General features: G+C 61.3%; 20 protein-coding genes and 2 tRNA genes. 10 read left to right on the forward strand and 12 right to left on the reverse strand.

The genetic code is table 11. From position 1 onward, the window contains the following. Positions 1-19: 19 nt before the first annotated feature. The 7 genes from AC0QTX_RS12555 to AC0QTX_RS12585 form a co-directional block, all read right to left on the reverse strand. Complete coding sequence (locus AC0QTX_RS12555; RefSeq protein ID WP_474604165.1) at positions 20-805, reverse strand: SDR family NAD(P)-dependent oxidoreductase; 786 nt, start codon at positions 803-805, stop codon at positions 20-22. Between the two features lie 64 nt (positions 806-869). After that, the gene (locus AC0QTX_RS12560; protein ID WP_474604166.1) at positions 870-2189 is read right to left on the reverse strand and encodes a TRAP transporter large permease; all 1320 of its coding nucleotides are present in this window, start codon (positions 2187-2189) and stop codon (positions 870-872) included. Then, a complete protein-coding gene (locus tag AC0QTX_RS12565) occupies positions 2189-2731 on the reverse strand; it encodes a TRAP transporter small permease (protein ID WP_474604167.1) in 543 nt (180 codons plus the stop codon). Before AC0QTX_RS12565 ends, AC0QTX_RS12560 begins: the two co-directional genes overlap by 1 nt. A gap of 80 nt (positions 2732-2811) precedes the next feature. Further along, positions 2812-3801, reverse strand: coding sequence for a TRAP transporter substrate-binding protein (locus tag AC0QTX_RS12570; protein ID WP_190848189.1), 990 nt, complete (start codon positions 3799-3801; stop codon positions 2812-2814). A 265-nt stretch (positions 3802-4066) separates the two neighbouring features. Next, on the reverse strand, positions 4067-4972 hold the full coding sequence (locus tag AC0QTX_RS12575) for an NAD(P)-dependent oxidoreductase (RefSeq protein WP_474604234.1): 906 nt from the start codon (positions 4970-4972) through the stop codon (positions 4067-4069). A gap of 94 nt (positions 4973-5066) precedes the next feature. Beyond that, on the reverse strand, positions 5067-5843 hold the full coding sequence (locus tag AC0QTX_RS12580; RefSeq protein ID WP_474604168.1) for an SDR family oxidoreductase: 777 nt from the start codon (positions 5841-5843) through the stop codon (positions 5067-5069). Positions 5844-5925: 82 nt separating this feature from the next. Continuing rightward, on the reverse strand, positions 5926-6642 hold the full coding sequence (locus AC0QTX_RS12585; RefSeq protein WP_474604169.1) for a GntR family transcriptional regulator: 717 nt from the start codon (positions 6640-6642) through the stop codon (positions 5926-5928). An 82-nt stretch (positions 6643-6724) separates the two neighbouring features. Here AC0QTX_RS12585 and AC0QTX_RS12590 point away from each other — a divergent pair, with 82 nt between their 5' ends. From AC0QTX_RS12590 to AC0QTX_RS12620, 7 genes are all read left to right on the forward strand, one after another. Next, positions 6725-7975, forward strand: a complete 1251-nt coding sequence (locus tag AC0QTX_RS12590; protein WP_474604170.1) for an ABC transporter substrate-binding protein — start codon at positions 6725-6727, stop codon at positions 7973-7975. Between the two features lie 129 nt (positions 7976-8104). After that, complete coding sequence (locus AC0QTX_RS12595) at positions 8105-8980, forward strand: branched-chain amino acid ABC transporter permease (protein WP_474604171.1); 876 nt, start codon at positions 8105-8107, stop codon at positions 8978-8980. A 4-nt stretch (positions 8981-8984) separates the two neighbouring features. Then, entirely contained in the window at positions 8985-11501 is a 2517-nt protein-coding gene (locus AC0QTX_RS12600; RefSeq protein WP_474604172.1) for a branched-chain amino acid ABC transporter ATP-binding protein/permease, read from the forward strand. A 20-nt stretch (positions 11502-11521) separates the two neighbouring features. After that, positions 11522-12454, forward strand: coding sequence for a 3-hydroxyacyl-CoA dehydrogenase (locus AC0QTX_RS12605; RefSeq protein WP_474604173.1), 933 nt, complete (start codon positions 11522-11524; stop codon positions 12452-12454). A 22-nt stretch (positions 12455-12476) separates the two neighbouring features. Next, positions 12477-13403, forward strand: a complete 927-nt coding sequence (kce, locus tag AC0QTX_RS12610) for a 3,5-dioxohexanoate:acetyl-CoA acetone transferase (RefSeq protein ID WP_213564394.1) — start codon at positions 12477-12479, stop codon at positions 13401-13403. 214 nt (positions 13404-13617) lie between these two features. After that, positions 13618-14517, forward strand: coding sequence for an NAD-dependent epimerase/dehydratase family protein (locus tag AC0QTX_RS12615; protein ID WP_474604174.1), 900 nt, complete (start codon positions 13618-13620; stop codon positions 14515-14517). Positions 14518-14567: 50 nt separating this feature from the next. Continuing rightward, positions 14568-15272 carry an RraA family protein gene (locus AC0QTX_RS12620; protein WP_474604175.1) on the forward strand — a complete coding sequence of 235 codons (705 nt, stop codon included), beginning with the start codon at positions 14568-14570 and terminating at the stop codon, positions 15270-15272. 185 nt (positions 15273-15457) lie between these two features. On the opposite strand, the gene AC0QTX_RS12625 is transcribed toward AC0QTX_RS12620, so the two are convergent. From AC0QTX_RS12625 to AC0QTX_RS12635, 3 genes are all read right to left on the reverse strand, one after another. Then, positions 15458-16144, reverse strand: a complete 687-nt coding sequence (locus AC0QTX_RS12625; RefSeq protein ID WP_474604176.1) for a hypothetical protein — start codon at positions 16142-16144, stop codon at positions 15458-15460. Between the two features lie 28 nt (positions 16145-16172). Further along, positions 16173-16433 carry a DUF6538 domain-containing protein gene (locus AC0QTX_RS12630; protein ID WP_474604177.1) on the reverse strand — a complete coding sequence of 87 codons (261 nt, stop codon included), beginning with the start codon at positions 16431-16433 and terminating at the stop codon, positions 16173-16175. Between the two features lie 96 nt (positions 16434-16529). Then, positions 16530-16604 (reverse strand) — tRNA-Gln (locus AC0QTX_RS12635). A gap of 149 nt (positions 16605-16753) precedes the next feature. Between AC0QTX_RS12635 and AC0QTX_RS12640 the strand changes: the two genes are divergently transcribed. Beyond that, positions 16754-16830 (forward strand) — tRNA-Pro (locus AC0QTX_RS12640). A 105-nt stretch (positions 16831-16935) separates the two neighbouring features. On the opposite strand, the gene AC0QTX_RS12645 is transcribed toward AC0QTX_RS12640, so the two are convergent. Further along, positions 16936-17259: a hypothetical protein gene (locus AC0QTX_RS12645; RefSeq protein WP_203270520.1), complete on the reverse strand. Its 324-nt coding sequence runs from the start codon at positions 17257-17259 to the stop codon at positions 16936-16938. 609 nt (positions 17260-17868) lie between these two features. Between AC0QTX_RS12645 and AC0QTX_RS12650 the strand changes: the two genes are divergently transcribed. Further along, positions 17869-18267, forward strand: coding sequence for a DoxX family protein (locus tag AC0QTX_RS12650; RefSeq protein WP_474604178.1), 399 nt, complete (start codon positions 17869-17871; stop codon positions 18265-18267). A 44-nt stretch (positions 18268-18311) separates the two neighbouring features. Here the strand turns inward: AC0QTX_RS12650 and AC0QTX_RS12655 are convergent, their stop codons facing one another. Beyond that, positions 18312-19007, reverse strand: a complete 696-nt coding sequence (locus AC0QTX_RS12655) for a DUF1269 domain-containing protein (RefSeq protein ID WP_474604179.1) — start codon at positions 19005-19007, stop codon at positions 18312-18314. Between the two features lie 149 nt (positions 19008-19156). Between AC0QTX_RS12655 and AC0QTX_RS12660 the strand changes: the two genes are divergently transcribed. After that, the gene (locus AC0QTX_RS12660) at positions 19157-19447 is read left to right on the forward strand and encodes a hypothetical protein (RefSeq protein WP_474604180.1); all 291 of its coding nucleotides are present in this window, start codon (positions 19157-19159) and stop codon (positions 19445-19447) included. Positions 19448-19517 lie beyond the last annotated feature (70 nt).

A 19517-nucleotide genomic window follows, 5' to 3' on the forward strand; every position in this document is an offset into this window, starting at 1 on the left:
GCTCGAACACAGAGCGCCTCTAGGGCATGTACTGGCCGCCATTCACCTCCATCACCTGCCCTGTGACGTAGCCGCTGAGCCGGTCAGAGGCGAGATAAAGAAAGGCGCCGATGCAATCCTCTGGTGTGCCGAGACGATCCATGGGAATGGTGGCCTGCATGGCGGCAAGCTGCTCCGGGGTCGAATAGCGTTCGTGGAACGGGGTCATGATGACGCCGGGTGAAACTGCGTTGACCCGGATGCCGTCCTTGACCAGTTCCTTGGCCCAACCCCGCGTGGCTACTGAGATGAACCCCTTGGCCGCGGCATAGATGACCGAGCCCGGCCCACCGCCGTGGCGGGCTGCAATCGACGACACATTGATGATGGAGCCGCCCTGCGCCCGCATGTGCGAAACGCCCTCGCGAACGAAGCGCACGACCTGCTCGACGTTCAGTGCAAGAACGGCATCCACGTACTCGTCCGAGTAATCCTTGATCGGCGTCCGCCCAACGAGGCCGCCGGCATTGTTGACGAGAACGTCGAGCCGGCCGAAATGCTCAACAGTCTTGGCCACGACCCGCGCCGCTGCCTCGGGTTCGGTGACGTCCGCTTGAACCAGGAACGCCTCCCCGCCAGCTGCCCTTACCTCTTCGGCAACCTGCCGCGCCGGATCTTCGCTGGCATTGAAATGGATCGCCACGCGCGCCTTGTTGTGGCCGAACGCGACTGCGGCCGCTGCTCCGATACCGGTGCTCGCGCCGGTGATGAGGATGACCTTTCCGGCAAGGTCGGGAATGGCGGGATAGATTTCAGGAGCGGTCACTGCGGGAACTCCGATCACGAGTTAAGAAAGGAAAGGCCGACAGGCTTCTGTAGCGAGGGGGGGCTCACTTCAGAAACTCCGGCGAGACAAGACTGGGCACGAAGAGTGCGACCTGCGGCCAAACGATGAGGAGAGCCAAGACTAGGAACATCGGGGCGAGCATGATCATAGTATCCTTGAGCGCCTGCCGCATCCGAATCCCGGCGACCGAGCATGCGATCATCAGGCAGAGGCCATAGGGTGGCGTGACCAGTCCAAAGGCCAGCGACACGATGCCGATCATGGCGAAGTGAACTGGGTCGAGGCCGGCGGAGCGCGCCAGCGGCTCCAGGATCGTTCCCACAATAATGATGGCGGGAATGGCATCGAGAAAGCACCCGACGACGAGAAACACGAATGCAATGAAGAAGCCGGTTCCAATCGGCCCAAGCTCCCAGGCCGAAACACCAGACAGGATAGCCTTAGGGATCTGGTAATATGCAAGCAACCAGCCAAAGGCGCTCGCCGTGCCGACACAGAAAAGCGTTATCCCGGCGAACTTGCCCGTGTCCACGAGCGCTTCCCGGAACGCTGAAGAGTCCATTTCCCGATAGATAAAAATGGACAGGAAGCCGGCGTAAAGCACCGCGATGCAGGCCGACTCCGTCGCCGTAAACCAGCCGAAGATCTTCCCACCGATGATGATGATTGGCGTCATCAAGGCAGGAACCGAAGCCAGTATGGACTTGAAGAAGGTCCTCCAGCTGTCACGCGGATAGGTCGGGTAGCCCTTGAGAGTTGCATAGGCATGGACCGTCGCCATCTGGGCGAGAGCGATCAGCAGACCGGGTATCACTCCCGCGAGGAAGAGCGCGCCGATGGAAACCGTCAACACACCGCCCCAGACGATCATCAGGATCGACGGCGGGATGATAACCGCCAGAACCGCTGAGACGGCAGTGATCGCGACGGAGAACGAGTCATCGTAGCCTTCCCGGCGCTGAGCCTCGATAAAGATCTTCGACTGGCTTGCTGCGTCCGCAGTCGAAGAGCCCGAAATGCCCGCAAAGAAGAAGGAAAGCACCACGTTGATCTGCGCCAATCCTCCGGGGAAGTGCCCGACCATGGACCGGGACAGCTTCATAAGCCTCTCCGTGATGCCGCCGACATTCATCAGGTTCGCAGTCAGCAGGAAGAATGGGACGGCCAGAAGGATGAAGGAGTTGTACGCGTTGAAGGTCTCCTGCACGAGGGCCATGGCGGAAAGCCGAGGCTCAATGATCAGGATCGGCAGACAGGCCAGCGCCAATGCGAAAGCAACCGGAACGCGGAGCAACATCAATCCGAAGAAGATGCCGAACAGGACAAGTGCCGCTTGGCCGGGGGAAAGCAGAGCGCCGGTCATCAGAGGGGCCCCTCCGGGGTCGGGATAGGGTCTGCCGGCGGCAGAGTTCCCCGGCCGAGCAGCACATTCAGTTCATCCCACATCTGCTCGCCAAGAAAGACAAGCCAAGTGATACCGGTGATCGGCCAAGCAATATGGATGACCCAGAGCGGCAGTTCGGCCAGTTCGGAGATCCGGTACCACGCAAATTGCGTGAACTCGATGCCGGACCAAATGAAAACGAGCGCAACGATGAGCACGCAGATTCGGGCGATCAACCGCACGGCGGCCTCTGGACGCGGCGACAGCCGTGGCCAGACATCAACTTCGAAATGAGAGCTCTCGCGCACGCCGATCATAGCGCCTATCATTACCGTCCAGACCAGCAGGAAACGCGCCATTTCCTCGGTCCAGATGTAATGCGGGATGATCGAGGTGAAGCGTGAAAAGACCTGCAATGTAACTGGAATGACCAGGACCGCAGTGGAAATCGCCACGAGCCAGGACAAAAACAGGCTGTACCACGCGGTAATTCTACGCCACGTGCTGCGCCGTTCGGGCATTGGTATTGCCATATGCTCCTCAATCCTTGAGAAGGCACGGTCAGGGAGCAATCCCTGACCGTGTCACGAAGCGCGGCGCACTACTCGATGCTGTTGATCTCCGCCAGGATCTTGTCAGCCTCGATCTCCTTGGCATAGGCCGCCAGAACGGGATCGACAAGTTTCTTCATGGCATCACGATCCTTGAAGGTGACCTGCTTCAGCTTACCGGCCTTCTCCAGGGCGTCGAGCTTTGCCGCATCCTCGCTCGATTCGATGGTCCGGCCGTGCGCGCCGGCCTCCTTGCCGGACTTGATCACGCAGGATTGCAATTCGGCGGGCAGGTTGCGGAATGTCTTGCCGGAAAACGCCAGCGGCCGGATCGTGATGGCGTGCTTGGTCATCGCCAGGTTGGGCGCCACCTCGAAGAATTTCATCTGCTCAACGCCGGCAGCTTCGTTCTCGCCCGCGGCGATCACGCCGTTCTGGATCGCGTTGTAAACCTCGTTATAGGCAATGACGGTTGGCGACATGCCGACCGCAGCAAATGTGCGGCTCCAGATTGGGGCGCCCTGGACGCGGATCTTGAGGCTCTTAATCTCTTCCAGATTGGCAACCGGCTTATTGACGAAGATATTGCGGGTGCCGCCGCCGGCATAACCGATCAGCATGACGTCGGCACGTTTGGCGATCTCGTCCGCGATCGGCTTGAACAGGTCCCGGTCGAGCACCTTATTCCAATGAGCAAGGTCGCGGAACAGAAACGGCGCATCAATGAAGGGAGCGGCTTTCGAGAAGGTCGACATATGTGCCGGCGAGACAATCGCGAAATCGACCGCGCGTCCTTGCGACATGTATTCGAAATACTGCTTCTCCAGGCCGAGTTCGCTATTCTTGTGCAGGATGATATTGAGCGGCTTGCCGTAGCAGGACTGTACGAGTTCCCCGAACTTGGCCAACGATTTGGTGAAGGCATGGTCGTCGTTGAACTGGGACGCGCCGTGGAGCTCGATTGCTTGCTGAGCGGACACTCCTGAAGGGCCGAGAGCCAACCCGAGCCCGAACAAACCGGTAGCGAGTATCTTCCTCATATCCGTATCCTCCCTGGTGACCCTCTGGCGGGGCCAAAGTACGATACTGTAGGCCAGCATCGTTATTTTCAATACTTATTCAGTATATTGGAATAGTCATCTCCGCTTATGCCAGCATTTTAATTATTATCTCTCAGCAAGCTGTCACCATTGCTGTGTCTTACTTGGCAACAACTCAATCTACCCTGAGGCATCAAGCGCTCAGGGGTAATGGCCGTGCAGGCCGCGCGTTTTCAGTATCGGACGCCCTCCCGTCGTGCAGGCTTCAGTCCTCAGCCCAAGTTTTGCTCCCGTTGAGTTGTGTCAGGACATCCGTCAGATGCGGCATGTGCTTGCCGCTATGGCCCATTGCACTGGCGATGGTGAGCGTCTGCAGAACGGCAGGGCCTATAAGCCCCATCGCCTTCGCGTCATTCACCATTGCAATGAAGTAGGCGAGATCCTTGCGGGCGTTGCCGATGGCAAACTGCAAACGGGTCGGGTCGCCCTCGAGCACGTAAGGCATGATCATCTGAAACATCGCGCTGTTCGCGCCACCGGCCGAGACTAAGTCATACAGAGCCTTCGGATCGGCGCCCGTCGCTCGGGCCACCGCCACAGCCTCCGCTACGACGCTCGCGTGGCTCATCGCGATAAAGTTGTTAATCAGTTTAATCTTGTGCCCTGCGCCCACGTCCCCCACGTGGAAGACGTTCTCTGCGAAGCACTTGAGGACGGGAAGGATCTCGTCGAAGAGCGTCGGGCTTGCCCCTACGATGACGTTGAGACGCCCCTCCTCGGCTTCCTTCGGCGTACGGGTGAGCGGCGCATCGGCGAAACGAAAACCTCTCGCTTGATAATCAGCCGCGATCTTAACCGTCGAGATGGGATTGGCCGTGGAGGTATCGACGTGGACCAGCCCCTCGCGCGCGCCAGAAAGAATGCCATTCTCCCCGTAGACGAGACCTTCGACATCATTGGATGTCGGCACGCAGGTGAAGATGATCTCGGATGCGGCAGCTACCTCGCGCGGTGTATCCACCTCCGTTGCGCCACGAGCAACTAGGTCATCCACCCGTTCACGGCTGCGATTGGCCACAACAGTAAGCCTGTGGCCCTTCTCGATGAGGTTCTTGGCCATGCCATGGCCCATGAGGCCGATCCCGATGAAGCCGATACTGGCCATATTCATCCTCCCTGCTTCGTAGCTCGCACCCAGTTCCTTAGATGAGGCCCGGCACTTCAAGGTCTAAGCCTTGATACCGACGGGGCATTTGATGCAGTCTTCAGAAAAGGGCCTGGAGATCCCCGTCAACGGCAATGGCCTGCCCTGAAATCGTACGCCCGAGTGGCGAGCACAGAAAGACGATCTGGTCGGCAAGCTGCTGTGCCGTTACGTATTCCTTCAAGGATGCGTTCGCGAGCGCCCGCCGCTCCATCTCATCGAACGATACACCGAGCTGCTGGGCCTTGGCCTCAAGTACCCGGCGCTGGCGGTCGCCGGCGACAACCCCGGGTAGGATTGCGTTCACGCGGATGCCGTCCTCGCCCAGTTCCCGAGAGAGGGACTTCGTAAAGCCGATTACGGCCCACTTGGCAGCGGCGTATGGGGAGCGCAGGGGAAAACCAAACCGGCCTGCGGCGGATGACAGATTCACGATTGAGGCATTCCGGCTTTGCCTCAGGTGGGGCACTGCAAGACGCGTGCAATTGAACTGCCCGGTGATGCAGACCTCGAGGCAGCGGTCCCAGTCCTCCGGGTTGATTTCCTCAACCCGGGCCGTCGGCCCTGCGATGCCGGCATTGTTGACGAGGACATCCAGCCCGCCGAGAACTCCCAGAGCCTCCTCGAAAATCCGAGTGACATCAGCTCGTTTCGCCACATCGCCATAGGTGGAGGTCAGGTCCGGATCAGTCGCGGTCGCCTCCTGGAGAGCGGCGCGGTCCACGTCGCAGACATGCACGCGCGCCCCCTCACGGTGGAAGGTACGGGCAATCTCAAGTCCGATGCCAGCAGCGCCAGCCGTCACCAACACACGCAACCCGGCGATGTTGAGATCCATCTTCGTTGTCTCCATCCCTAAAGCGGGTCCCCAGCACTCGGCGCCCGATTGTCTTGTGATGTTCGAGAGCTGGGGCGCCGGCCTACTCCAGCAGACGTCCGGTGCTCTCGATGAAACAGGCCGCGCCTTCAATGTCGTCGACGAGCGCCTGGCGTGCGGCAGCTCCGTCACCAGCCTTCACCGCAGCGACGAGACGACGGTGATGTCCGGCTGCACCGCCCGTTTGCAACCGTTCGGGCGAGGCCTTGAGGTCGAAATTCAGAACTGGCCCGATTTTTAGCCAGAGACCCTCGATGACTCCCACGAGGGTCGGCAGACGGGTCGCCTGGTAGACGGCGAAGTGGAGCTCCTTGTTGGCCCGGACAGCCCGATCTGCATGAGGATCGGAGCTTCGGGCCTCAGCCAGGAACGCCTCTTCGAACTGCCACATGGCGGCGAGGTCGGATTCCGCACGGCTTCTTGCTGCCTGCTCCGCCGCGAAGCCCTCAACCGCGAGTCTCACGGTCGTCAGTTCCCGGAAGCGTGCGAGGTTCATCAGCGGGACGCGCACCGCACGGTTCGGCAGCACCTCCAGAGACTGGTCGGCAACAAGCCGCGAGACCGCCTCCCGCACCGGCATCATCGAGACGCCGAGGGTTTCGGCCACGCTGCGCAGGGACATCTTCTGCCCGGGGGCGAGCTCACCGCTCATCAGCAACTCACGTAGTTCGGTATGGACGCGTTCGCCTAGGGTAACGCGTTCCAGCCGGCCGATCTGGGCGATGGCCGATGGAGTCTTGGTGGGGCGGGGGCTCGACAAGTTGCTCATTTTCCGACAGTCTAACTGTGATCACAGATCGCAGCAAGTAATGCGACAGCATCATGGGAGGAAGGAAACGGCCATGGCACATTCTGATGACTTGACCCGTCGTATGCTTCTGAAGGGAGCGGCCGGTGCGACCGCGCTCGCAGGCCTCGGGATGCCTGCAATCGTCAAGGCGCAATCTGACGTGATCCGGATCGGGCACCTCACGCCCGTTACCGGTTTCCTGGGACCGCTAGGCGAGTTCGCCCAGATGGGCGTGAAACTCGCCGCAGAGGAAATCAACGCCGCCGGTGGCGTCCTGGGCCGCAAGGTCGAGCTCGTGATCGAGGATTCGGTGAACCCGCAGACCGCCTCTGCCAAGGCCGAGCGCCTGATCGAGCGCGACAAGGTCGCGATGATCATCGGCGAAATCTCTTCCGCCTCGGCCCTGGCCATCGGTCAGGTGGCCAACAGGACCAAGACGGTTTTCATCAACACCGGCGCCAATTCCGACGCCCTGCGCGGAGCGAGCTGCAATCCTTTCATGTTCCACATCGAGGCTGCGAACTCGATGATGGTCACGGCGGTTGGCACGTACCTGAAGACCGAGAACATGATCAAGGGCAAGAAGTGGTACTCCCTCACGGCGGATTATGCCTTCGGCCATGATCTCTTCCGGGTCGCCAAGAAATTCGTGACCGAGAACGGCGGCGAGTTCATCGGCGAGGAGCTCGTCCCCACCGATGCCACCGACTTCAGTCCCTACCTCCTCAAGATCCGGCAGGCCCAGCCGGATATCGTCGCGTCGAATCTCGCCGGCAACCAGATCACGAACTTCATCAAGCAGTATGCCGAATACGGCCTCCAGTTCCCGATCACCGGCTTCGGCTTCGACACGGCGGTAGCCTGGGGCGCCGGCAAGGGAAATTTCTCTGGCATCTGGCCGCTGATCTGGCACCACATGGTCGATACGCCATCGTCGAAGAAGTTCGTCGAGGCCTTCACCAAGAAATACGGCAAACCGCCTGAGAACCAGTGCTGGGGCGACTATAACTCCCTTAAAATCGTCGCGCAGTCCTTCACCGAGATTAAAGCGGCCGACCCGCAAAAGCTCGCCGAGCACCTGCGAAAGGGTGCGAAATTTGACATTCTGAAGAGCCGCGAAGGCTATTTCCGGGCCTACGACAACCAGATGGTCCAGGAAATGTATGCCGTCCGTGCGAAGGATTCGGACAAGATGAAGGATCAGTGGGATATCTATGACCCGCTGGGCTCCGTCCCTGGCCCGAACGAGGATCTTGAGGTTCTGGCACCCCCAAAGGACGGAACCTGCAAGATGCAGGCGTGACGCCTTAAACATCGGTCAGGCCGGACGGCTGACCGCCGGTCCGGCCTCCAGGAAGCACGACATTCTATTTTCCCTCAGTTCTGGCTCCTCGCGGGAGGGCGCCTCTAATAACTGGAAAGGGAGTCTCACGTGGCGTTCGTCTTTCTTCTTGAGCAGGTGCTGAATGGCCTCCTGGTGGGCGCCTACTATCTGCTGATCGCCCTTGGCCTGTCGCTGATCTTCTCGCTCGGCGGAATCGTGAATCTGTCCCACGGCGCGTTCTATGCGGTCGGTGCCTATCTTGCCGTGACGCTGACATCCAGGATTGGATTTGCAGGCGCGTTTGTTGCGTCTCCCTTGCTCGTCGCGCTCTTGGGCGTTGTCATTGAGCGCCTGCTCTTTCGAAGGTTCTACCGCTCGGACCCCATTCTCAGCCTGCTTCTGACCTTTGGGCTTGCCATGATCATCGAGCAGAGCCTGCGGATAATTTTCGGGGCGGCTCCCCTGCCTTTTTCCATCCCGACGGCTCTCCGGGGACAGGTCTTCCTCGGCAGCTTCATCTATCCGCGCTACCGCCTCATCATCTTCGGGGTAGCGCTCGCAGCTGTCATCGCGACCTGGTTCCTGGTTTATCGCACCGCCTTTGGCCGTGTGGTGCGGGCAGGAGTGCAAAACCCTGACATGGTAGGAGCGCTCGGCATCTCGCTTCAGCCGTACATGACAGCCATCGCCGCGCTCGGCATCGGACTCGCAGGTCTCGCCGGAGTCCTGCTGGCCCCGATTTCGGGAGTGCACCCCGCCATGGGGGCGGAGATTCTGACAGCTGCCTTCGTGGTGGTGGTCATCGGTGGGCTAGGGTCATTTTGGGGCGTGATCGCCGCCGCCGCACTCGTAGGTGTAGTGCGCGGCCTCACGATCTACTTCTTCCCACCCGCCGGTGAAGCCTCAATGTACCTGCTGATGGCTCTCGTGCTGCTTCTGCGGCCACGCGGGTTGCTTGGCGAACGCATCCAGAAATTCGAGTAGATCGATGCGCACGAATTACTGGCCTCTCCTCGTCGCCGCGGCAACACTCATGCTGCTGCCCTTCATACTCGACCCCATCGGCCTGCCGCTTCGCTCGTCGATCGATGTGGTGGTATTCGCCATCGCCTGCCTCGGCCTGAACGTTCTGGTCGGCTACACCGGTCTCGTCTCCTTCGGACACGGCGTCTGGTTCGGGCTTGGGGCTTACGCGGCGGCCTTGAGCCAGCTCCACTGGTTTCCAGAAGGCATCGTTCTTCCGGCTCTCTTCGCCATCGTCTTCATCGCTGGAGCGTCGTCTATTCTCGGTGCGCTCATCCTGCGACGCCGAGGCGTCTACTTCTCCCTACTGACACTGGCATTGGCGGCCATGCTCTTCGCAGTCGCTTACCGCTGGACGGCGTTGACAGGTGGAGAGAGTGGGCTCGGCGGCGTAGTCCGTACCCGCGCGATCGGCCTCGATCTGAGTTCGGACTGGACCTACTACTGGTTCGTGGCGGCGGTGGCGTTTGTTGTCTGCTTTGCCCTGCTGCGCTTCCACAACTCGCCCGCCGGGAGCGTGCTGGTGGCGGTCCGGGAGAACGAGCAACGCGCCCGCTTTCTCGGCTATCCGACCAATCGCTACAAGCTTCTCGGATTCGTTGTGTCCGCCACGGTAGTGGGGATTGCAGGTATCCTTTCGGTCTTCAACCATCGCTTCGCCTCAGCCGAGCCCCTTTCTGTCGCCTTCTCTGGTGAGTTGATCGCGATGGTGGTGATTGGCGGAATGCGCAGTTTTCTCGGGCCGGCCCTGGGAGCACTCTTCTACATTCTGTTCCGCGAGTTCCTGTCGATCTGGACCCCGCACTGGCTGCTCTATTTTGGCATCCTCTTCGTCGGGTTCATCGTCCTCTCGCCGACGGGACTGATCGGGATCGCACAGCGGATCGCGACTCCATTCCGGGCTAAGGTCACAGAAGAGGCCGCTATGGCGGGTCGCACCCTGACTGACGAACCCCTGCCCTCGTTTCTTAAACCTGACGACCATGTGAATGGCATCATTCTCGAAGCCCATGGCATTACGAAGAGCTTTGGGGCTCTCAAGGCCGTTCAGTCGGTCAACATCACCGTACGCGACCGTAGCCTCCATGCCCTGATCGGACCGAACGGTGCCGGAAAGACCACGGCCTTCAATCTGATCTCCGGGTACTATACGCCTGATGAAGGCGACATCCTCCTTCAAGGCCGCTCCATCGCCGGGCTTTCCCCTGAAGCGATCACGCAGGCCGGGATCGGACGCTCATTCCAGATCACGAACCTCTTTCCGGCCCTGACGGTCGAAGAGAATGTCCGCCTCGCCATACAGGCCCGCCACCCGCAGCGTTTCAATCCGTGGGCGGCCGCGCGATCAATCAAGCAGATCGAAACCGAAACTTCAGCGGTCATTCGCTATCTCGGCGTTGCCGGCATCGAGAAGGCCGAGGCGGGCGCCCTCTCCTATGGCGGGCAGCGCCTCCTGGACATGGGCCTGGCGCTTGCCACGAAACCTAGGGTACTGCTGCTCGACGAGCCGCTTGCGGGCCTTGCCGCCGCCGAGCGCCAGCGCATCGGCGACATCATCAAGCGCATTTCCGCGGACGTCCCGATGCTTCTAGTCGAGCACGACATCGACCGAGTGTTCCAGATCGCCGATGCCGTTACAGTGATGAATGCGGGCCAAGTGTTGGTTGACGGGACGGTGGAGGATGCACGCACCAGCCCGAAGGTGCAGGAGATCTATATCGGCTCCGGCGCGGCCACCGTTGCCGCGAAGCCTCGGCAGAGCGCCGCCGAAGCGGCGACTGTGCTCGCAGTGGAGAAGGTCAACACGTTCTACGGCAAGAGCCATGCGCTGACGGACGTGTCCTTCGATGTGCGTCAACATGAGATCGTCGCGCTTCTAGGCCGCAACGGTGCCGGCAAATCGACCCTGCTGAAGACCCTGATCGGTATTGCGCCGCCCGGCTCAGGCTCGATCAGGCTTGATGGCCAGGAGATCGCCGGCCGGCCCTCCGCCGAGATCGCGCGTTTGGGAATCGGCTATGTGCCGCAGGGACGTGGACTCTTTGCCGGCATGACTGTGGCTCAGAATCTTGAGCTCGGACGGCTCAAGCGAGAGACCGGCCATGGCGTCCGGTGGGATCTGGACAGGATCTTCGAGTACTTCCCGCGCATCCGTGAGAGGCTCGACACCCCGGCGGATTTCCTCTCCGGCGGCGAGCAGCAGATGGTGGCGGTCGCACGCGCCCTCTCGGGCGACGTGAAGGTGCTGCTTCTGGACGAGCCCTTCGAAGGTCTTGCTCCAACCATCATCGAGCAACTCTTCGAGAGTTTCGACAAGCTCCGCCATGAGGTTTCGATTATTATTGTCGACCATCACCTGGACCTCGCACTCGCCCTGTCCGACCGGACGGTCGCCCTTGAACGTGGGCGGGTGATCCATACCGGTCCATCGAAGGATTTGCGAGACGATCTTGCGCTCCGCCGCAAGGTCCTATGGCTGTGAGCCATGAGGGAGATCAAAGAATGCCGAGTGCTGCAATCATTGGTGCCGGGCTGATCGGCCGGTCTTGGGCAATCGTCTTTGCGCGGGCCGGCTGGGAGGTGCGCATCACCGACCTGAACCCTGAGACGCTTGAGAAGGCATCTGGCCTCGTCCGCGAGGGATTAGAGGACCTCGCAAGGCATGGCCTCGTAGCTAATCCTGAAAATGCGTCAGCTCACGTCGTCGCCGTATCCTCACTCGCGGAGGCTGTGACCGGAGCCGACCTCGTTCAGGAGAACGGCCCCGAGATCGCCGAGACCAAACGGCTCATCTTCACGGAGCTGGACCGGCTCGCGCCACCAGACTGCATTCTTGCCTCTTCGACCTCCGCGATTGTTGCGTCCCACTTCACCGAAGGGCTGTCGGGCCGCGCCCGCTGCCTCGTAGCCCATCCCGTCAACCCACCTCATCTCGTGCCAGTCGTCGAGCTGTGCGGAGCTCCCTGGACTGCGCCCGAGACAGTTTCTCGGGCGCGAACAATCTATGAAAGCGTCGAGCAGGTGCCTATTGTCGTAAACCGCGAGGTCGAGGGGTTCGTTTTGAATCGGCTCCAGGGTGCACTCTTGGCAGAGGCATTCCGGCTCGTCGGCGAGGGCGTGGTGAGCCCGCAGGATCTTGATAAGACCGTCAAGGACGGTCTCGGTTTGCGCTGGTCCTTCCTTGGCCCCTTTGAAACCATCGAGCTCAACGCGCCCGGTGGCATCGCGGATTACTGTGATCGCTATACAAGCTTCTACCGGCGTCTCTCGGAGGATGCCGCAAGGCCTCATGTCTGGGACAAGGAGAATGTGAGCCGCATACTGGAGACCTGGGGCGAAGCGCCTGGACCCAGTGAACTCGCACGGCGCTCTGCTTGGCGGGACAAACGCTTGGCAGCGTTGAAGGCCCACAAGAAATCGGAACCAGATCAGTAACGTCCCGAGAGGAACCAAGCCCATGGCCCGCAAAGTCATCATAACATGCGCCGTGACCGGCGCGATCCATACGCCCTCCATGTCTCCTCATCTTCCGATTACGCCTGAGGAGATCGCGGAGGCCGCCATCAGCGCCGCAGAAGCTGGGGCCGCGATCGTGCATCTTCACGCGCGTGACCCTAAGAACGGCAAGCCTGATCAGTCGCCCGAAGCCTTCGCCCCGTTCCTGCAGGTGGTGAAGCAGCGAAGTAATTGTGTCATCAACATCACGACGGGCGGTGCGCCGACCATGCTGGTGGAGGAGCGGGTGCGCCCTGCGGCTCATTACAAACCCGAGGTCGCCTCCCTCAACATGGGCTCAATGAATTTTGGGCTTTACCCGATGCTCAACCGGTTCAAAGACTTCAAGTACGATTGGGAGAAACCGTACCTGGAAGGATCACATGACAGAATCTTCCGCAATACTTTCTCCGACATCGAGTACATCCTGACGACCTGTGCCGAGAATGGCACCCGCTTCGAGATCGAATGTTACGACATCGGCCATCTCTACACTCTCGCCCACTTCGTAGACCGTGGTCTCATCAAGACGCCTCTCTTTGTCCAAAGCGTGTTTGGTCTTCTAGGCGGCATTGGTCCGCACCCCGAGGATGTAGCGCATATGAAGCGCACGGCCGACCGGCTGTTCGGAGATGAATACCAATGGTCGGTGCTCGGTGCCGGCAAGAACCAGCTTCACATTGCGGCCCAGGCGGCGGCCATGGGGGGCAATGTCCGTGTTGGGCTGGAGGATTCGCTCTGGATCGGTCCGGGCAAGCTTGCGGAATCGAATGCGCAACAGGTGAAAGCCGCACGCCAGATTATCGAGGGACTTGGACTGGAAGTCGCCACCCCTGACGACGCGCGCAATATGCTGTCACTCAAAGGGGGCGACCGCGTCAATTTTTAAGGATCGGTCCTCCTTTGCTTTGGGTCCCGTCGCCGTCCTTTTGGGCCCAAACGCATGTGGTTGCTTTCTGCGACGTGCGTCGACTCGCCGGGCGGGTTACAGCCCGCCTGCGGTTCAGGGTCATGAAAGATGCTGCAGTCCCTTACAGACATCAGCGGAGGACGCTAGGTAGTACGGTGAGTAATAGACATCACTCCGGAGAGCCAGCTACGCCATGAGCCAATCGAAACCTGTCAGCTCTGTTTTCATTACAGGCGCGGGAGGCAATCTCGGACAGAAGCTGATCAGCCATCTCCTGGCGCGGGACTGGTGTGAACGGATCGTCGCGCTCGACCACATGATGCCACGGCGATCCGCGGTAGCGCATTCGGACCGGGTGGAATGGGTCACCGCTGATCTCACAGATCCATCCGAAACAGGGTGGCGCGAAGCTTTGGCTGGGGTTGATGCCGTGGTTCATTTCGCAGCCCAGAATCCTTATCCCGATGCGCCCTGGAGCGACGCCTGTGCGTCTTTCGACATGACGCTCAACATGTTGGCCGCCGCCGCTCAGGTGGGCACGCACCGCGTCGTGTTCGCCTCGTCCAACCACGTGATGGGCCAATACAAGGACCCGCCCTTGGCCGATGGTCTGACCGCAGGTGCTCTGACGTCGGCCTTGTCGCCAGGTCCGGGAACGCGCTGGTTCAACGGCCGTGAGATGGTGCAGGGCTTCGCCTACGCAGCGTCGAAACTGATGGGCGAGAGAGCATGTCTCGCTGAGGCGCATCGCTCGGGAGGCGCCCTGACCAGCGTGTGCGTTCGGATCGGCTGGTGCCAGCCGGGGGAGAACAGACCAGAGACGATCAACACATCTGGACTGCCCGGCGCAGAGGAGAGCACAGGTCCTGACACCGAACGCGACCTGCGGTGGTTTCGCAACATGTGGCTCTCAAACCGGGACTTCGTGGCCGTGATCGAGCGGGCGCTTCTCGCGGAGGGGAAAACCTGGCCGCAGCCCAGCATCGTGGTCAACGGCATGTCGGCCAACCGGAACATGCCGTGGGACATCGAAACCTCCCGGCAGCTCATCGGCTACGAGCCGCAGGACGATGTCTGGGAGCACATCGCCTGAGGCTGTAGAGGCCCTTCGATGACAATGCATTGAGGTAGGAAAGCTTGGAAATGGAACAGGCGCTGTCTTCCGAAGTCTTCGCTGCCCTGACGGCTGTTGATACGCCGACGGTGTGCAACGCCATCGAGCTCGTCCTGGGCCGCCGGACGGCGGAGGGCTTCACGATCCGGCCGGTTCTCGCTGCCCATCCCAATCTACCTGCCATCGTAGGCTACGCCCGCACGGGGCTGATCCTTAGCTCGCTGCCAAGCGAAGACTCACCTGATGCTGTGAGGGCTCGCCGGATCGCCTACTACAGGTATGTCGCAGCTCACCCCGGCCCAGCCGTCGTCGTTCTGCAGGATATTGATCCCCGTCCCGGGCTTGGTGCGTTCTGGGGTGAGGTCAACGTAGCGATCCATAAAGGTCTGGGAGCTCGGGGCGTTCTGACCAACGGCTCGATGCGCGACCTCGGCGCCGTCGACCCCGGGTTTCAGATTCTGGCTGGCTCGCTCAGCCCGAGCCATGCCTTTGTCCGAATCGAGGAGTTTGAGTGTCCGGTGGAGGTCTTCGGCTTGAGGGTTAAACCCAATGATCTCGTTCACGCCGACCGCCATGGCGCTGTCATCATCGACCCTGAGCTCGCCCGTGAACTTCCCCGTGCAATCGATCTCGTGACCCGAAAGGAAGTCCCGATCCTAAGGGCTGCCCGCAGTCCAGGTTTTACTGTGGAGAAGCTGATCGAGGCTTGGGGTGAGGCGGAGGACATCCACTAACGCTTTGCGGTTCAGCCTGAGCGGCTAGGATTCTAAGCTAGGCAGTAACCACCAGCTAAGTCATTGAAACCGCGTGCTTTCCTGCTGCACGGGATGGTCGTGCGCAGTATCTTTGTGTGACACCCCGCAAACCATGAGGCGTCTAGGTGCATCGTCCGGCCTAAATCCATGATTAGTGCCCTGGTTCATTCAGCGCGTCTGATTGCAAAGCGCCTAAATGGCCGGACTGTCCCGCTCCCTCCGCCATCTTCTGACCCGCCGAAAATCCCAGGTTTTTCAGTGCCGCCGGCCCGCATGTACACGGGATTGTACACATGCCGGACCACCTCACGCGCACCCAGGCGGGCCTCGTCTTCCAGATCCGAATTCCCAAGGCCCTCGACCCGGGCTTGTCCCGTGCTCCGATCCGGGTGACCCTGGGACACGTCCGAATTCGCGAGGCTCGACGGCTGGCGGCACAGCTCGCCGGCGCCGCCCATCTCGCCTTCGGGCATCTGCAGCGGAATGCGGCCGAAGGGGGCAAGGCAATCATGACGGATCAGGAGAATTTGGGCCGGACGGTGCGCGATCATCTCACCGCCCTCCTGCCCGTGCTGCGCGGCCTCGACGGCGTCGGGCGGCTCGCTGACGGCAGCGTGCCGGCATCCTCGCCGGCCATGGCCGGACGGATGGCCATGACCGGCATCAACGGGCTTATCGGCATCGCGGCCGACCGGATCTCCGGGGCGAGCGCCCTCGTGGCAGCCGAGGCGCCCGTGCTCGACCGCTACTATCTGGGGCTGGTCACGGACGAGGGCGCGACCCGCGCCCATCTCGGGCTGCCACCGCTGGCCCCGACCGCTCCCGCCGGCCCGGCCGCGCCCGCACGGCATGACGAGCTCGCCGGTATGCTCAGGGAGCTCATGGCCTCGCAGGCCGCCCTTCAGGCCCAGGTCGCCGGCATGGCGCCGCCTCGTCCTGGCTCAGGCGGCCGCGCCGCATCTCGTCGAACACGAGCTCGCTCATCGCGGTCAACTCCGCTCCGATCCGGCGCGCCTCGGTCCAGTGGGTCGACTGCAGGCTGATCTGCAGGACCTGCCGTCCGTTCGCGCCGCAAGCCGGGAGCCGGCGCCGCCAGCAATATACCGCACCGCGACGCATAAGATGAGAACCGACCGGCATGTGTGACACCCATGTGTGACAGGGATGTGCAGCGGTGCGGAGCGCCTCGCCCAAAATCGGGCAAAAAGCTATCGGGTTCAGGGACTTAGTATGGGATGGCTGGGGCGCCAGGATTCGAACCTGGGAATGGCGGTACCAAAAACCGCTGCCTTACCGCTTGGCGACGCCCCAAAAGGTGTGGCGTGTACATAGTCGGCCCAAACGCGGCTGGCAACACCGTTTTGCACTTGGTTCTGATACGATCAGAAAGGCTCAAATCTCCCCTTGCGGCGCTTCTCCCTCACCGCTATAAGTCCGGCCTCCCGGGAATTTCCCGGTGTCGGAGTGTAGCGCAGTCTGGTAGCGCACCACGTTCGGGACGTGGGGGTCGCAGGTTCAAATCCTGCCACTCCGACCATTCTTCTTCAAGAAATCGACAGTACAAATCCCGCCAAGTTCATCGGGCTTTCTCGCCCGATGACTGTCTATGGCATCTCAGCTGTGACCAGCTTTGGCGGCGACGTCAATGCGTCGAGAAGCGTCCGTCTTCCTGGTAGGTCTCGTAGTGCAGGGTCTGGGCCGGGATCGCCTCGAGCTGGCGCGGCGCCCTGGGCCAGTCCTGCGGGACCTCGTTGGTCTGGGGCATGTAGCGGGGGCGGAAGCGCAGGTCGACGAGGCTTCGCAATTCGGGCGCCGCCAGATCCAGCACATTGGCATCCCGCCAGCGGCGATGAAGCTTGGCCTTGCCTGTCATCCGGCCCCAGAAGCCCGCCACCTCCTCCTCGACCTGCAGCACAATGCGCCCGGTCCAAGTCTTGCGCAGATTAAAACGTCCTGTCAGAGCCATTTGACGCTCCCCAACTCTTTCGATCACTTCAAAATCTGAGCGCCAAAGCTGCGGCTGCTTAAGCTTTCAAGCCTGACAATCCGCGGCTCCGGCGCTCGGTTGAATCCATTCCTTTAGCCAATGCCTTTGCAGACCAACGGTTCCGGCCCACACATCCATCAACCACCGATGTCGCATCCACGATGTGCGTCAGGGCACGAGCGGCCACCTGTGAAAGTAATTAGGTGAGCCATGCAAGAATTCAGGAGAAGGAACGATCAAAATTTCAGGAGAAGACCAGCAGTATGTGATTTGGAAAAAATCCCTCAGCAGGCGGAATACGTTCAGAAAGATCTCAGCCCCGGCGCGGCTTCGACGTGAGATCGACCGTGACGAGCTGCCCGGTCTTGGGATCGAGGATGGTCATGAAGGCCTCCTGTTCTGTTAGCACAGGTGAAACGCCGCAGGACGGGGATAGATCAAACCGCCTTGAGAACGTGGTAAGCAATTCGTTACTGCAAGCTGCGCTTTAGAGGCTGTGAACATTGCGCCTCAGCTTGTATCGGGTTGCTCCCTCCCCGGCTGATCGGCCGCGCCGATCGCCCCTCCCTACAATCTGGAGAATGACCGATGAACACAGCTCATCTCGAAACCGTTTGGGCACCGCGCCTTCTCAGCATCCTGCGCATCGTCGCAGCGCTCATCTTCATGGCGCACGGCACACAGAAGCTCCTCGGCTTCCCTGCCTCCCCCAATCCTGCGCCAGCGCCCTTCACCCTGCCCTGGATTGCCGGCGTGCTCGAGCTTGTGGGCGGCGCGCTCCTGGTACCCGGTCTCTTCGTGCGGCCCGTGGCATTCGTTCTCTCCGGCCTGATGGCCTTCGCCTACTGGCTCGCTCATGCGCCACGGAGTCCATATCCCGTTCTGAACGGCGGCGACGCTGCGATCCTGTACTGCTTCGTGTTCCTGTTCCTGGCCGCGGCCGGCGGCGGTGCGTGGAGCCTGGACCGTACTCTGCGCAAGGCCTGAGGCCTTTGCTGTCAGGTGGGAGGCGCCTCTGCGCAGCCTCTCACCTACTCAGGCTCGGTGCCCGTGGGCCGGCGCAGGCGCTCGTCCTCCAGTTCGACATGGAGCGTGTGATCGGTCTCGTCCTCGGCACTGTCGTCGAACGGGATCGGCATGAGATCCGTCATTAGCCCCGTCGTGGTCGAGGCTGCGGCGCCGATGAGCGGAGCCGGCGAGTCATCCCGATGACTTGTCCCCTGCTCCGGCTCGATCTCCCCCTCGTCATCAAGAATCTTCACGACCCTGTCCATCCGAGCTCCGTCCACCTTCACGGTCACGAGCGCTCCGCCGCGGCGCACGCCGTCCGCATAGGTGCGGGCCTCGTCGTCAGTGAGGCCCGCATCAGCCAGTGCGCCGGCAAGACCACCGACGGCCGCACCGGCACCGGCGCCGACCAGCGTCGAGACGATCCATCCGGCGGCAATCACCAGTCCGAAGCCCGGGATGGCGACCGTGCCAAGTCCGGCCAGAAGGCCCGCGCCGGCTCCCGCGACCGTTCCGGCCGCCGCCGTGGCGCCGGCGAAGGGATGCGAGGTATCGTCAGGCTCGAAAGTCCGTGATGCGTGATGCGTATAGGCATCGTTGAAGTTGTTGGACACGAGACTGATCTCGAAGTCCTGCATCCGGGCTGCCTCGAGCCGCTGCACCGCCCGTGCGGCCTCATCATAGGTGTCGAAGAAGGCGGTGATCCTGCGCTCGGCCATGGGAGCCCTCCAGTCGGATGCCTGTGAGGGGCTAATGAGCAGCCCGAAGAGCAGTTCCCTGCGCCGCCATGACACCTTCCGGCCGGCGCGACTTGCTGGTATGTTCTATCAAAAGGTGCCCGAAAAGGGCGTTTCAGGGGCTTTCCGTCATGCGACATATCCACCTAGACGATGGCTTACGGCTGCGCTTTCCCGGCCGCAGCGAGGATTTCGACCAAGGCGTCGAGATCGGCATGATTGCCGTTCTGATGGACCAGGATTCCCCTGAGTTCTCGCGCTGGATCGCCCGCTCCAACCTCAGCCAGGTTCAGGCCATCGCCAAGCAGATGGGCTACCGCACACAGGTAGGCAGCGGCGATGCGGAATGGGTGGACGTCACCTTCGTCCATGGCAGCGTCAAGGCCAAGCCGAAGCTCAAGCTGGTGCACTCAGTCGGCTGAACGGCGCCAGCGTTCTTCACGAACTGCTTTCCCCTCCGGAAATAGAAGAAGCCGCCCGAAGGCGGCTTCG

The sequence above is a fragment of the Microvirga sp. jy35 genome (genome assembly GCF_056148915.1).